Annotated in this window: 11 protein-coding genes; 4 read left to right on the forward strand and 7 right to left on the reverse strand. The window is 45.4% G+C overall.

Annotation, left to right across the window (positions count from 1 at the left end; all coding sequences use genetic code 11):
• Window positions 1–60 precede the first annotated feature (60 nt).
• A complete protein-coding gene (locus CLV42_RS23135; RefSeq protein ID WP_106604302.1) occupies window positions 61–1,212 on the reverse strand; it encodes a FecR family protein in 1,152 nt (383 codons plus the stop codon).
• Window positions 1,213–1,268: 56 nt separating this feature from the next.
• Window positions 1,269–1,850, reverse strand: coding sequence for an RNA polymerase sigma factor (locus CLV42_RS23140; RefSeq protein ID WP_106604303.1), 582 nt, complete (start codon window positions 1,848–1,850; stop codon window positions 1,269–1,271).
• 121 nt (window positions 1,851–1,971) lie between these two features.
• Between CLV42_RS23140 and CLV42_RS23145 the strand changes: the two genes are divergently transcribed.
• Entirely contained in the window at window positions 1,972–2,832 is an 861-nt protein-coding gene (locus CLV42_RS23145; protein ID WP_146154459.1) for a hypothetical protein, read from the forward strand.
• Window positions 2,833–3,009: 177 nt separating this feature from the next.
• On the opposite strand, the gene CLV42_RS23150 is transcribed toward CLV42_RS23145, so the two are convergent.
• Entirely contained in the window at window positions 3,010–4,101 is a 1,092-nt protein-coding gene (locus tag CLV42_RS23150) for a TlpA disulfide reductase family protein (protein ID WP_245901722.1), read from the reverse strand.
• A gap of 486 nt (window positions 4,102–4,587) precedes the next feature.
• Here CLV42_RS23150 and CLV42_RS23155 point away from each other — a divergent pair, with 486 nt between their 5' ends.
• On the forward strand, window positions 4,588–4,959 hold the full coding sequence (locus CLV42_RS23155; RefSeq protein WP_106604306.1) for a hypothetical protein: 372 nt from the start codon (window positions 4,588–4,590) through the stop codon (window positions 4,957–4,959).
• A gap of 97 nt (window positions 4,960–5,056) precedes the next feature.
• On the opposite strand, the gene CLV42_RS23160 is transcribed toward CLV42_RS23155, so the two are convergent.
• Both CLV42_RS23160 and CLV42_RS23165 read right to left on the reverse strand, forming a co-directional pair.
• Complete coding sequence (locus CLV42_RS23160; RefSeq protein ID WP_146154460.1) at window positions 5,057–6,052, reverse strand: DUF7638 domain-containing protein; 996 nt, start codon at window positions 6,050–6,052, stop codon at window positions 5,057–5,059.
• Between the two features lie 245 nt (window positions 6,053–6,297).
• Window positions 6,298–7,827, reverse strand: a complete 1,530-nt coding sequence (locus CLV42_RS23165) for a right-handed parallel beta-helix repeat-containing protein (protein ID WP_106604308.1) — start codon at window positions 7,825–7,827, stop codon at window positions 6,298–6,300.
• Window positions 7,828–8,038: 211 nt separating this feature from the next.
• Here CLV42_RS23165 and CLV42_RS23170 point away from each other — a divergent pair, with 211 nt between their 5' ends.
• On the forward strand, window positions 8,039–8,503 hold the full coding sequence (locus CLV42_RS23170) for a glycine zipper family protein (protein WP_106604421.1): 465 nt from the start codon (window positions 8,039–8,041) through the stop codon (window positions 8,501–8,503).
• A gap of 132 nt (window positions 8,504–8,635) precedes the next feature.
• Entirely contained in the window at window positions 8,636–9,712 is a 1,077-nt protein-coding gene (locus CLV42_RS23175) for an alpha/beta fold hydrolase (RefSeq protein ID WP_106604309.1), read from the forward strand.
• A gap of 58 nt (window positions 9,713–9,770) precedes the next feature.
• Here CLV42_RS23175 and CLV42_RS23180 read toward each other — a convergent pair whose 3' ends face one another.
• The gene (locus CLV42_RS23180; RefSeq protein WP_106604310.1) at window positions 9,771–10,976 is read right to left on the reverse strand and encodes an MFS transporter; all 1,206 of its coding nucleotides are present in this window, start codon (window positions 10,974–10,976) and stop codon (window positions 9,771–9,773) included.
• 137 nt (window positions 10,977–11,113) lie between these two features.
• The gene (locus CLV42_RS23185; protein WP_106604311.1) at window positions 11,114–13,327 is read right to left on the reverse strand and encodes a hypothetical protein; all 2,214 of its coding nucleotides are present in this window, start codon (window positions 13,325–13,327) and stop codon (window positions 11,114–11,116) included.
• Window positions 13,328–13,463: the final 136 nt, after the last annotated feature.

Below are 13,463 nucleotides of genomic sequence, written 5' to 3' on the forward strand. Positions count from 1 at the left end.
CTTGCCGGAGGTGTTGCGAGCATCTCCGGTTTATTTGATTGTCCTCCTGGTTGATATTTACTATGGTAATACGATTACCTTTCTTCCTTCGACCTTGAAATGATTATAGCCGTTTCCTTCCAGCAAGGCCAGTATATCGGCCAGTTGCAGGTTCCTTCCAATACCGCCTCCATACAATTCCGTTCCGGGACTGGTCGTGTAGACAATATCCACATCATACCAGCGGGCCACTTCCCTCAGAATAGCGGGCAAAGTCATGTTATTGAATACAAACAATCCGTTCTTCCACGCGGTTACTTTTCTGATGTCTGCTGTTCTGACCGTAAGCTGATGGTCGTCGTTGTTGATTACCGCCTGTTGGCCGGGGCGTAATAGTTGTTCACTGTTGCCTTCCTTCACCTGAATGCTGCCTGTCAGTAAGGTGGTATTAATAGTGGTTTCGTCCCTGTAAGCCATAATATCGAAGTCGGTACCCAATACCTGTACTTCCATATTATGCACTTTTACCTTAAATGGCTGTCGGGCATTGGCGGCTACCTCAAAATATCCCTGTCCGTCCAGTTCCACAACCCTCTCCCCGCCGGTAAAAGCGGTAGGGTAACGTAACATGGAGGCTGAGTTCAGCCATGCTTTGGTGCCATCGGGCAATACCACTCTGAATTGCCCTCCCCGGGGCGTAGTCAGTATGTTGTAGTGTACGCTGCCGTCTATTGGTTGATTGGCATATAATAACTGTCCGTTCTGCTGCTGAATAGCAACGCCCCCCTGCCTGATCACCTGCTTTCCGCTACTGTCCAGCGTTACTACTGATCCATCTGCCAGGGTCAGCATTGCCCTATTGCGCCCCGGTACAATCCCTGCCAGACTAGCCTGCGCTGCCAGTTCCGGCCGCTGTGTGGCCTGTCTGCGTCCCAGGAGCCAGTAGGCAGCACCTGCCAGCAGGAGGACCGCAGCTGCCACCGCTATCCGTTTCAGGATGATCAGTGTCCGGTGGGGCCGTAAAACGGGTCTTATTTGCTGGTATGCCTGTTCATAATCAATATCCGGCACCGGCAGTTCAGCGTGCCAGCGCTCCTCCAGGAAACGATCCAGCGTTTCCGGATCATCTCCCTTACCGATGGCAGCAAAAAGCTCATCCAGCTCTTCCCGGCTGCATGATTTATTTACATAACGTTCTAAGAGATAAGCAATTCTTGTTTGATGATCAGGCATATACAGTAAAGACGGATGTGAAAGAAAGAAGGACCGTGGATATGCAAACTTTTTTTTCAGGAAGTGGTCAGCACGAACAGGATAAACAATAACTCCGAATGCCGGGACAGGAATTGACGGAGAAAACGTAAGGTTTCCACCTGTACATTTTTCACCCGGCTTTTAGATAATTTCAGGCGCGCTGCAATGGTGGCGTGGTCCAGCCCTTCCTGCCGGCTTAAATAGAAGATAGTTCGCTGTTGTTCCGTAAGCCTGGAAAGGGCGGCATTAATGAGTTGCTGACTTTCCCGGGCGTCCAGTTGCAGGTCCAGGGCATCTGCCACGCCAGAGATATTGGACCATACATGATCCACCAGCTTTTGCTGTTGGGCTATTTTCCGGAGATGGTCCAGGGTTTTATTCCTGGCGATAATAAAGATGTAATTACCGGGATTGACGATAGGCGGTAGTTGTTCCCGGTTGGCCCATAATTTCAGAAAGGTGTCCTGCAGGATGTCTTCTGCGTCGACAGCCGAATGGGTCAGATGGAATACAAACGCGGCCACCTGCCTGCTATGGCGGTCATATAACTCTCTGAAGGCGCTTTCATCGCCCTTTTTCATCCGTAATAACAGGTCGTTATCGGTATCTGGCTGCATGCGTAAAACCGCTGTTTCCCTTTAGCTGCTTAAATTGTTATCCAGCTAAAAATACAAAAAACTATAGTTATCCTCCTTATATTGCATGCCAATTATTTATCAGATAAATCCCCCTGTTCCTATGCACACTCCGGGTACCTATTATAAGGCCTCAGGCCAGTTCATACCCAAACGCCTGGGCATTTCAACATTGGTTGGTATACTACTGGCCATCTTCATTGGGTGGCTGTATTATATTCTCGGCCGGATCAACCCATTTGTATATCTCAATTTTATTATACTGGCCCTGGCAATGTTTGGTAGCGCCGCTGCATTCACCATTATTCTTTATCATAGTCAAAGCAGGCACACAAAGCTCAATACCGCCATTGTAGTGTTGCTCTGTTACCTGACCTGGTCATCACAATGGGCCTTTTTCAACCAGCACTGGCATTATGGGTATTCTTTCTGGGGAGGTCTTTTTAATCCGCTGACCACTTTAAAGATCATTAATGCCCGGGGAGATCAATTAGATATGGGTCGCTCTTTTCTTAGCGGAGGATTTCAATACCTGTGTTATATAGCGGAACTAGCGGGATTTATGTTTACGGCAAAATGGATCACCGCTTCCAAAGACTATTTCTGTGAAGATTGTAAACAATTCTATACGCAACAGGCATCCCACCTGCTGGAAACGGAAATAGAAAATTTCCATCTGCTGAAAGAAATGGGAGGAGAAGATCATCAATACCGCTTCCTGCCCCAATTGGTGTTTGTAAAGAAGCTAACACCAATATATGCAGCGCAGAAACCTGTTATGAAAGTAACACTGCACTATTGCGCCAGGTGTCATGAGAATAATATTGTGAGCGTATCTTCCTTTATGCAGGATGTAGACAGTTCTAATAAGTTAAAGACGCCACTGATAAACGAACAGCCAATAACGGTGGGTATGTATATCGCGAAAACGACGGCAGATGTCTTACAGCGAAAATTTGTCTGAACGTTACACTAATTGGACTCCGTAGGAGTCCCCTTGTTTGTAACCCGGGGTGCAACCCCGGGAATAATAAACTGAACGGAACCGCTGCCAAGGTTGCCCTGAGACAGCATCCTTTTATTGTTGCAAAATGTAAGGCAGCGATCCCATTCAGATAGTCCCCGTTTATATATTACTTGATCACTTTTTACCGATTAAGCTGTTTAGCTTCTCTTCCAGCTGATTGCCTTTCAGATTCCTGGCGATGATCTTTCCTGTCTCATCTATCAGTACGTTCTGAGGCACAGCAGAAACTTTGTACAACAGCGCTACTTCATTCTTCATGAACTTCACATCAGAAACATTATAACCGGTCAGCCTGTCTTCCTCAAGCGCCTTGGTCCACTGTTCCCTACGCCCTTCCAGACCTACGTTGATCACCACAATTTTCTTGCTGTCATAAGCCTTCAATATCTGTTTCATTTCCTGGTTCTCAATCCTGGAAGCGGAGTTCCAGCTACCCCAGAAGTTCAACAGTACAAGCTTTCCTTTGAAGGAAGAGAGTGTCACTTTATTGCCATCGGGGTCCTTCTGTGTAAAGTCGGGCGCTTCAGTACCTACAGCAGCCTGTTTTGACTCAAGTAGTTTCTTCTGAAAGGCCTTTCCACGTGTAGTCTTTTTGGTTTTATCACTTAATATTCTATAAAGTGGTTCCACCTCACTATATTCTACAAAGGCGCCTGCATATTCATCCAGTACATCAATGCTGATGTACATTTCAGGATTCTGCTGGATAAACTCCTTCATTTTCATTTTCCGCTCGTCCATGGCAGCACGGAAACGCTCCATATAATTTCTCTTTGCAGCCATTCCCTGGGTACTAACGTCAGAGAACATCGTGTTGGACGATTCTTCCGTCAGCTTGTCAATCTTAGCATTGATCTCAGCCATGAACGTCTGATATATTACGTATTCATCCTGTGTCTTACTCCCGGTCGATTCGAAGTTTGAAATATCTTCATCGGAAGTCAGCCAGATGTTGGCGCCAGGCTCGATATACAAATGCGCCACATTCTTTGCGCTGAAAAAGTTCAATGGTTCACCATTGCGGCTTACCATTAACAGTGCGTTTACCGGGTAAGGTACGTACTGCATGATCTTGAAAAATCCATTCTCTACATATGCTGAGTCATATACAACATCACCATCTACTGAATAGCCTAAATAAACCACTGCCGGAGCTGGTAGTTTCCCGAGTTGCCCCCTGATATAGAAACTTGTCTGAGCAAACATTGGCATCGATATCAAACACGCCACGAGAAACATCAAAATTCTGTTCATCTGTTATAACCTTTATAAAATGCTATATGAATGTTGGAGATAATCAAAAAGACAAATGCGCATTATCGTTTGAATTATTCGTTTGACTATATGACAAGATTTTTTACCCGATACGCTTACAAGCGTTAAAAAAAATTTTAAAGTATTTCTTTTTGTGCCGGTAAAGTGATTTTCGGGCACCAGGACCTAAAAATTGCATAACTGATTTTGTTTCCGGCGTTTAAATGGTCATCGGGATAAAATTCCTTTATAGTAGCCACAGTCAAGTATTTTCGGTAAATCAATTGATTATCACCTATTGAATAAAAATATTCCCCGTATGAGCGTATCCGTGAAAAAAAATTTTTTCCCCATACGTAATAAAAAGGCATCTTATATATAATAATTTGTTAAATTGTATCCGGAGATAACAAAAATTCTATCAAAAAGACAAGGCCTATGAACAAAAAGCTACTCACCCTACTATTTTGCGTTGCTGTTTCTACGTTATCATTCGTTTTTGGAAATGCTGCAGATGCAAAGGTTGCTAAGGCAACTTTTACTGAAATAGGATATCAGAAAGATGCTGACTACTATTATACCTTTTACATAAATCTTGGTAAAGAGGACGCACCACCGCTGGCATACGTTCAGGTACAGAAAAATGCTACCGGCACAATACTGAAACTGGAAAACTTCAAAGGCTATGTGGCGTATTGGAAAGGGTCACAGTTTGCGATAAGAAATGAGGCGACTGTTTCGTTTTATGACGGAGAGAAATTAGTGGAGAAGAAACTGACAGGAGTGATTGAAGGCGGCGTTAAAATGTAAAATTATTATAAGTTAATAAAGGGAAGTCCTGAAAGCTGTGATAGAAACAGTTTTCAGGACTTTTTGTTTTTTATGCTTCTCTTGCAGCCGGAGATTTTTAATCTTTTTGTTTCGGAATCCTGATTACAGGAAGCTCCATGCCCCGGGCCTTCGCGACCCTATAGTGTGACCAGTTTTCGATTTCCTGCTCACCATAAATGATCATTCTTATGGGTATATCTTTAGTGTCCATATCCCCCAGATACATTCTTTCGTGGGCGGGCACATTTTCATAACTGACTTTCAGTTGCTCTTTGTTCTCTGAGACAGGGTTTTCTAAATACTTATTGTAAGCCTCAATGCAAATCTGTTTTGAACCCGGTTCACCTCTTAATTCGCGCAGCTGATCCTGTATTTCCAATAGTTTCTGATCAATGGCAATCACATACCCACATTCCCCGATATTGAAACTACCAAGCCCATAAATGCATACTCTTGCCTGTGCCGGCAATTCCGTAAGCACTACTTTTTTATCAACCAGTTCCTGCAATTCCGCGAATGTGAGGTCCAGCGGCTTCTCCAAACGATTTAAACTGATCTTTAGATCTGCAAAGACCGTTGCTTTGACGAGATAATATTCATCCCCTGACCTGTAAAGCAAATTCGTACTATTGCCTTCAATCTTCTCCGGAAATATATCCTTCGGGTTTTCAGGCTTGTAAATAATTCCTGTTCCTGTTTCCCCTATCCGGACACCTTTTACAACCTTCTGACGGTATTTGAAAATGTTTTCCATATGAGGATTCAATTCCTTTATCAGCGATGATACATATTCAATGAAGGTTTCGCTATCAAATGTCCATGACGCATTTTTGACAGACCACTTGCCTAGTCCGTGAATGCTAATATATTCATTCTCAGGGACGCTGAGCGCTACCCATCCCCTACGGACATCCTTTTTAAAATGCTCCAGATCTTCAAAATTCCAGCAGCTTACCCTTCCATCTTCATATACATCCAGATCTGTAAAGAAATAGCTGTCGTTATGAATAAGGGCAGGAATGGAGACACCTTCAATGATCTGTTTTCTGTATACTCTTGTTGTGGGTTGCATAAGTTTGCCTTTGCGCCTTTTAAAGAAATTAAAATTCATAGCAGCAGTATACCACAAGTTAAGATAAACACGATAATCTCCAAATACACCTGACTATTACTTTCAATCCTAACGCCCCAAAAGCGTCAATGCTTCCCCCTTTTGATCAGGCACATTGATCATAATAAAAAAGGTCGCATTGCTGCGACCCTTTCCCGAGGCCATCAAAGGCGCTTGCTATCGTTTTTAAATCATACAGGCACCCCTTACAACGCCGTTTCATCCGCACCAATATCCACTCTGTTATTCTGTTTCCTGGACTGTTTATCTATATCCAGTTCTCCCGATGCGGGAACGAAGGCAGGATCGCCTGCATTAATACAAGCCGAGCCACTGGCCAGATGCAGGTTCAGCGCTGCCGCCGTATTATTGACGAAAGAAGGATTGCCATAAGTGGAATGCGCATCGAGCCCGGTACCTGCCTGGAAAGCAGCCAGTGTGGTATAAAACCCGTCATTACCCCAGTCGAACGTAGCCGCGCTGCCTGAACTGGTATAATATCTGCCATAATCCATTGCCAGATTGGTAGTAGTATATCCCAGCAGTTTGAGCACTACGATATCGCTGGCGGATTGTATAATGTTATTGGAGAATGTCACATGATCAGTGTTCTGCAAACTGATCTCGCCGCCCCAGCCACCTTTTGTATAATTTTTAAAGAGTGTGTTATTACTGATGGTTGAATACGCCACCTTACTACCAGCAGCATTTGAGCCAATTAATAATCCTGCATCTTTATTATTGTAGATAAAATTGCTGCGTATATTTATGCCCTCAGCGGTATTGTTAGGATTCTCACAACCAACAGTAATACCAGCACCGTTGTTAAAAGAAGTATTCCCTTCAATATTGATCCAACGACCGCCATCTACATAAATACCGCCGCTGGTAGCTACCGGTGAAATGCAGTTATAGACAACATTACCTTTTACATTCCCATTCCTGGCGAAGTTGACACTATCAGGCGCACCTGTCCAGTTATAATGCCCGGTCATATCTATTCCGATATTCCTGATATGGTGTACGATGTTATTCTCAATCAGGAAGTTATTAACGTTCCCCCCTACGGTCATGCCTTCACTATAACCCGTATTGCAGGCATATACCTGATTGCTGCCGAAATATATTTCGGTATAAGCGGTGGGCGTAGAGCCAACCAATATTATCGGGTTCGCATTATCATTGCTGGTCGGCATGGCAGTGGAATCCGGAGTCCAGCCAATGTTATAGATCCGGCAGGAAGTCACCTGAAGATCGGTACCTGTACCTTCAATATGGATACCGAATGCCCCCGGTTTGATATTATTGGCGATATGAATATTATTGATCCTGATATGGCTTTTGCTCACCACATGGATCAGCGCTACCCTGTCATTGTTCGTAGCACCTACACCGTCAATGATAACAGTGCCACCTGCATAGTTTGTCAGCGTAATAGGCTCAGTGGCAGAAGCACCGGAATGAGGCCAGTCAAGCCGTTCTTTATAGGTTCCTCCTGCCACATAAATAGTTGCTCCGCCTCCTTCGGTGGTTTTGTCCAGGGCTTTCTGAATAGTTTTGAGGGCTGTGCTCTCGGAAGTACCGGTGTTGGCATCATTACCGGAAGTTCCGTTTACATAGTAGCTTGTGATAGCCAGTGTACTGGCTTGTCGGGTGTCTTTTTGGATCAGTTCACTGTCTTTCTTACTACATGAAATGAGGGCGGCCATTAACAGGCATGCAATAGCATTTTTCATTGTTGTTTGGGTTTAATGGTTATGCGAATACAGTTAAAGACGAAACTCCGGCCAGAAAGGACCGTTTAAGGAGATAATTGCCTGAAAATAAATAAATAGTAAAAAACCACCATTTACATCGAACTAATTTTCAATATAATTAGTGAGAATTGACAAAAATGGCATAGTTTTGTATACAGTACTGTATATTGATAAACCAAAAAATCAGGCCATGAAACAGTTATTTTTGAGCTTAGCAACAATCGTTATGCTATTTGCTTGTAATAACAAACCATCTCAGGAAGAGGCTATTGAAGCTGCCAAACAGGAAGCAGTAGACTCAGTTAACGCTGTTAATGAAATTAAACAGCACACCATCGATTCAATGAAGACTGTTAAAAATATCCGTGAGCACAGTGCACCAGCTACTGTGAATCACAGCAATAGCGGTAACGATAACAGCGCACCGGCTGCCACTACAGCCACCACTACTACCGAAAAGAAAAAAGGCTGGAGCCACACTGCTAAAGGTGCTGTTGTAGGTGCTGGTACAGGTGCAGTTACCGGTGCTATCCTCAACAAAAACGACCGTCTGAAAGGTGCGGCTATCGGTACCGTTCTGGGTGCTGGTGCTGGTGCCGGTATCGGTGCGATCGTAGATCATGAGAAGAAGAAAAAAGAAGCTAAGAAGCAGTAAGCGCTTCTCAGCATGAAATGATATAGATCCCGGGTACGTCATGTACCCGGGATTTTTTTATGACCAGCGGTTATTAAAACCGCCTGATTATACCTACTTTTTCACCTGGGTTTCAAACAAACGCTTATTGTCATGCTGAAAAAGTATTCATTGCTACTGCTGTCCTTTGTCCTGTCTGTCCCCGTAAAGGCGCAGTCCTCCTACCCAACACCTGCGGAAGGTACCTATACTGTCGAAAATTACATTTTCGAGAATGGGGAAAAGCTCCCTCTGATGAACCTTCATTACTACACAATAGGCACTCCCCGTAAAGGCAAAGATGGTAAGGTCATGAACGCAGTGCTGATCATGCACGGCACGACCGCTTCCGCTGCAGGATTCCTGGGCAAACAGTTTGCCGGTCAGTTATTCGGCCCCGGCCAGCTGCTGGATGCGGCTAAATACTTTATCATACTACCTGATGCCATAGGCCACGGTAAATCCAGTCGCCCGAGCGACAGTCTCCACATGCATTTTCCCGCATATACCTACAACGATATGGTGACAGCGGAATATATGCTGCTCACCAAACACCTGGGTGTTGACCATCTCCGCCTGATAATGGGTACCTCTATGGGCGCCATGCACACCTGGGTATGGGGATACACCTATCCCAATTTCATGGACGCGATGTTGCCACTGGCCTGTCAGCCCGCCCCTATTGTGGGCCGCAACCGCATGATGCGTAAAATGGCGATCGACCTTATCAAAATGGACCCGGCCTGGCAGAACGGCGAATATAAATCGCAGCCGGTGATGGGATTGACAGGCGCGCTGTCTTCCTTCTTTTTCATGAACAGCAGTCCGCTACAACTACAACTATCCGCTCCTACCCGCGAAACAGCAGATTCCCTGGTGGTAAGAATGAGAAGAGCCAGCCTGGCCTCCCTGGATGCGAACGATGTTATTTATGCATTGGAAGCTTCCCGCTATTATGATCCATCCCCTTTCCTCTCTAAGATCAAGGCACCCGTTTTTGCTATCAATTCTGCCGATGATGAAATTAACCCGGCGGAACTGGGCGTAATGGAAAAAGAGATCAAAAAAGTAAAGAACGGAAGATATATCCTGTTACCTATTACAGATAAAACCGTTGGCCATGGCACCAATTCACTGCCTGCTGTATGGGGAGAGTACCTGAAAGAGTTGCTGGAGATCTCTGAGAAATAACTGTTTTCATATTCTCATAACGACAAAAGCAGCGGTCGACTAGGCATTGAGTGAGTAATTACTTCTTGCCGGCCCTGAATACCAGTAAGAACCCCGCCACTACCAGCAACAACAGGGAAAAGACAAAAGTAGCCCATCCCCATCCCGTCAGCACAACACCTGTAGCTGTACCAATAATAGCGGAACCTGCGTAGTAGAACAGCCAGTAAAGCGAAGTAGCACTGCTCTTACCTTCTTTCGCTTCCTGCGAAACTATTCTACTGGCGAGTGTATGCGTGCCGAAAAAGCTGAACGTGAAAATGCCCAGTCCAATAATAAAGACCACTAGTTGCGATACCAGCATCAGCAACAGTCCTATTGCTATTGCAGGAATAAAGAAGCGGATCAGTTTTGCGGGGGGAACTTTATCCGACGATCTTCCCGCTACCATCGTGCCCCATACGCCCACAGTATACATCAGAAATATACAGGCAATTACATAATGCGGTAGTGAAAAAGGAGGTGCTTCCAGGTGAAACCCCGTGTAGTTATAGATACTCACGAATCCTCCCATCAGCAGGAATGCTGCCAGGTATATCAGGACGATTACCGGCTGCCGGAAGAATATGCCCATCTGTTGCCATTTCTGGCCGATGTTGACCGGCAAGGGTATAAAATGTTTTGAAGCAGGTAAACGTTTCATAAAAAACAGTCCCAGGACCAGGCTCGAAATACCTACAAATGCTGCCGCCCATCTCCAGTTCAGCCAGCCGGCTATCAGCATCACTACAATCCTTCCTGCCATACCTCCAATAGCATTACCACTCAGATAAAGACTAATGGCTAATCCCAGCGAATTGAAACTTACTTCTTCCGACAGATAAGCCAGGGCCACTGCTGTAACGCCCGACAGGATAGCGCCTTTGACAAAACTCACCGCTATCAGCAAATGAAAATTATGAATGAACACCGACAACAATGTCAGTACCGCAGATGCCAGCATGGCAAACCCCATCAGTTGCTTTCGTGGCAGGGCGTCTGCTTTCAGGGAGAGGATAAACAGCCCTACCGCCATGCCCATTGTCGATGCAGACACCGCCCAGCTGCTCTCAGCAGGCGAGATCTTAAACTCCTTACATAGCAATGGTAATACAGGCTGAAATAAATATAACTGCGCGAATACAGAAAGCCCTGATAGAAATATGCTGTTCTTGATACGCCGGAAACGGAGACTCCCCCTTTCGGCTTTTATAATTGATGATGATACTATCCTTGTTACTGCCATCTCTTTGATCCGTTCTCAGGGCAAAGGTCTGTACATTGAGCGAATCTAAAAATGATATTTTACGGTTTTTGCCAATAGCAAAAAGCACGGGAACAACCTTTTGCCATTCCCATGCTTTGCTATCCATCTATCCTTTACTAGGGCAACACAGCGAATCCAAGATATTTCTCCGCATAATGACTGGTAATATTATAAATATACGAGCCATCAAGGAAGGTGATCTTATACCCCACCAGCGACCTGTCCGTAGCACTCAGACGGATGGTATATCCGCAGGACTGCAGGTACTTTGTATCGATGGTAAAGGCCAGACCATTGTTTCCATTATCTACCAGGCTTACGCACGACCTGGAAGAAGGATTGATAATAGTGCTCAGTGGTGTACCCGGAGGAATGATGTGTGCTGCCGGCTGCAGGTCGAAGTACCACTGACTGAAGAATTGATCGGTCGCTTTCAGCTGACCATTGATCACATCACCTTTCTTATAGAATTTGCAATCACCACCAGCTATGATCACATCCAGTGTACTGGCCGGATCGAGCGTAGCAGAAGGTGCTCCGTTGACAGTATAGCCGGTATTATCCAGGTAAACATATATTTCAGATGAGTAACTGATATTAGCCGGCGCATGCAGCGGATCTTTGGTAAACAATACCCTTAACTTATACAGACCATTCCGGCTGCCGCTATCCCAGAATGCCAGCAGAGACAGCTTCTCCGCTTTGAATGGTACCGCCGGCAGATAGGTCAGCCAGCCACCGGTCAGCGATGGATCCTGATCATGTAGCGTCAGCACACTGCCGTCAATGATCTGAAATTTCTGTTTATCCATCACATCCTGCCAGGTGCCACCACTGGTATCGAGGAACTGCACCTTATAGAAAGTAGTACCAGACGGGCCGCTGTTGGTGAACATACCACTCAGTTTGATCAGGCCACCAAAAGGATAGGCCGCTCCGGGGAAGACAGCACTGGCATAAGCCAGCCCCCTGGTAGATATCGCTAACTGGTCAATATTGCTGACCGCCACACCATTCACATCAAAGAGGTTGATCCCCACCTTGCCACCGTCCTGTGTACCAGGTCTGATCTGCACCTTTACATCTACACGGTTGCCATAGAAGTTCAGCGCATTCGGATCTGTCGTAGAAGGTAAAGTCTGCCATGACAATACCCCGCGGATCCTGACAACGTTAGGCACATCACAGCTTCTCAGGCGCTTACTGAGGTCCAGCGGCAATGCCACGTTATAGTAAAGACCATCTTTAGGAACGTTACTGACGTCATGTACAGTAACGCTCACCGTACCCAGGTACTCATCAAAAATGCCGTTGTCATTCCAGTCTGCCCAGAAAGCGACATATTCTTTTGAGCCCGCAGTACAGAGGTTGCCACTGAAACCGGTGCTCTTCTTCACCTTGATCACCGCTCCCAGTGTATCAGATTGGGTATTAAGCCCAACACAGGTCAGCTGTTCGTAAGTAATATTGGCATTATCCTTTTCAAATATAGGGTTCGTGATCACCTTCGTAATGTCAGCAATATTGACCCCTATTTTACTGATGATGTCGAGATCGAAGGCTGGCTCCGTATTGGGTATCTCCGCTACCTGAGGTAACTGCGGTATAATGCTCGTATAGAAGGTACGATGATCTTCGACACCCGCACCTTTGTACATTTTGTAGAACTGCTCTACCGGTGGCAGAGGTTTGTCAATAACTGGCAGCTTGAACGCTTCATCCACCTGTGGTAATACGTCCAGTTTCTCTTTGATATTCAGCTCTTTGATGAGGTCACCCCAGAAGATGATCCTCCTTCTCTTCAACTGGATGTTAACATCCACCACGTTACCAAAATGTGGAATGTCATTCGGATTTAAAGAAGGAACACTGTTCCATGATAACACCGCCCGTACAGTAGGTATAACGGCTATATCACAGGCAGTGAACCGGCGGTGAGCTTCATCATTGAGGAAAATATACACCATGTAATGAAGCGGATGTTTGGTGAATGGGGCATGATCAGTGATATCCGCCACTTTGAAGCTGGTGAAACCAGCATCCTGGAAGCCCGCGCCATCGTGGTAGTCTACAAAGAAGCGTACGAATTCATGCGATCCCGCACTACATAATCCGCCGCTGTAGCCATTAGGTTGTTTGATCCGTACTACGGCTTCCAGGCGGGATACATCGGGGTTAAACCCTACACACGTCAGCTGTTCCCAGAAGGTAATACCAGCTGTTTGCTGTGGCAGGAATTTCGAGAGCAGTAAAAATTTACGGTTTTCGAGATACTGTTTGATCTGTTCATCATTAAGATTGTCGGTTGCGGTTGCAGTTGTTTTGTCCATTTTGTTTTAATTTTTTGAGGTTACGAAACTGGTGATAGCAGCTCCTGACAACGCCGGTGCGTTGCAGAACACATGACAATGGAAATTTTTGGGGTCTGTAATGCTTAGCTGTTAAATTGTTATGATCGTTCTCGGG

Origin of the sequence: Chitinophaga ginsengisoli, from assembly GCF_003014595.1 — a bacterium.
Taxonomy (GTDB): Bacteria; Bacteroidota; Bacteroidia; order Chitinophagales; family Chitinophagaceae; genus Chitinophaga; species Chitinophaga ginsengisoli.

Excerpts from the sequence above, each read along its gene's own strand:
- CLV42_RS23150 (WP_245901722.1), bottom strand. The coding sequence starts at position 4,101 with ATGTTTGCTCAGACAAGTTTCTATATCAGGGGGCAACTCGGGAAACTA.
- CLV42_RS23180 (WP_106604310.1), bottom strand. The coding sequence starts at position 10,976 with ATGGCAGTAACAAGGATAGTATCATCATCAATTATAAAAGCCGAAAGG.
- CLV42_RS23160 (WP_146154460.1), bottom strand. The coding sequence starts at position 6,052 with ATGCAACCCACAACAAGAGTATACAGAAAACAGATCATTGAAGGTGTC.
- CLV42_RS23175 (WP_106604309.1), top strand. The coding sequence starts at position 8,636 with ATGCTGAAAAAGTATTCATTGCTACTGCTGTCCTTTGTCCTGTCTGTC.
- CLV42_RS23185 (WP_106604311.1), bottom strand. The coding sequence starts at position 13,327 with ATGGACAAAACAACTGCAACCGCAACCGACAATCTTAATGATGAACAG.
- CLV42_RS23165 (WP_106604308.1), bottom strand. The coding sequence starts at position 7,827 with ATGAAAAATGCTATTGCATGCCTGTTAATGGCCGCCCTCATTTCATGT.
- CLV42_RS23170 (WP_106604421.1), top strand. The coding sequence starts at position 8,039 with ATGAAACAGTTATTTTTGAGCTTAGCAACAATCGTTATGCTATTTGCT.
- CLV42_RS23155 (WP_106604306.1), top strand. The coding sequence starts at position 4,588 with ATGAACAAAAAGCTACTCACCCTACTATTTTGCGTTGCTGTTTCTACG.
- CLV42_RS23140 (WP_106604303.1), bottom strand. The coding sequence starts at position 1,850 with ATGCAGCCAGATACCGATAACGACCTGTTATTACGGATGAAAAAGGGC.
- CLV42_RS23145 (WP_146154459.1), top strand. The coding sequence starts at position 1,972 with ATGCACACTCCGGGTACCTATTATAAGGCCTCAGGCCAGTTCATACCC.
- CLV42_RS23135 (WP_106604302.1), bottom strand. The coding sequence starts at position 1,212 with ATGCCTGATCATCAAACAAGAATTGCTTATCTCTTAGAACGTTATGTA.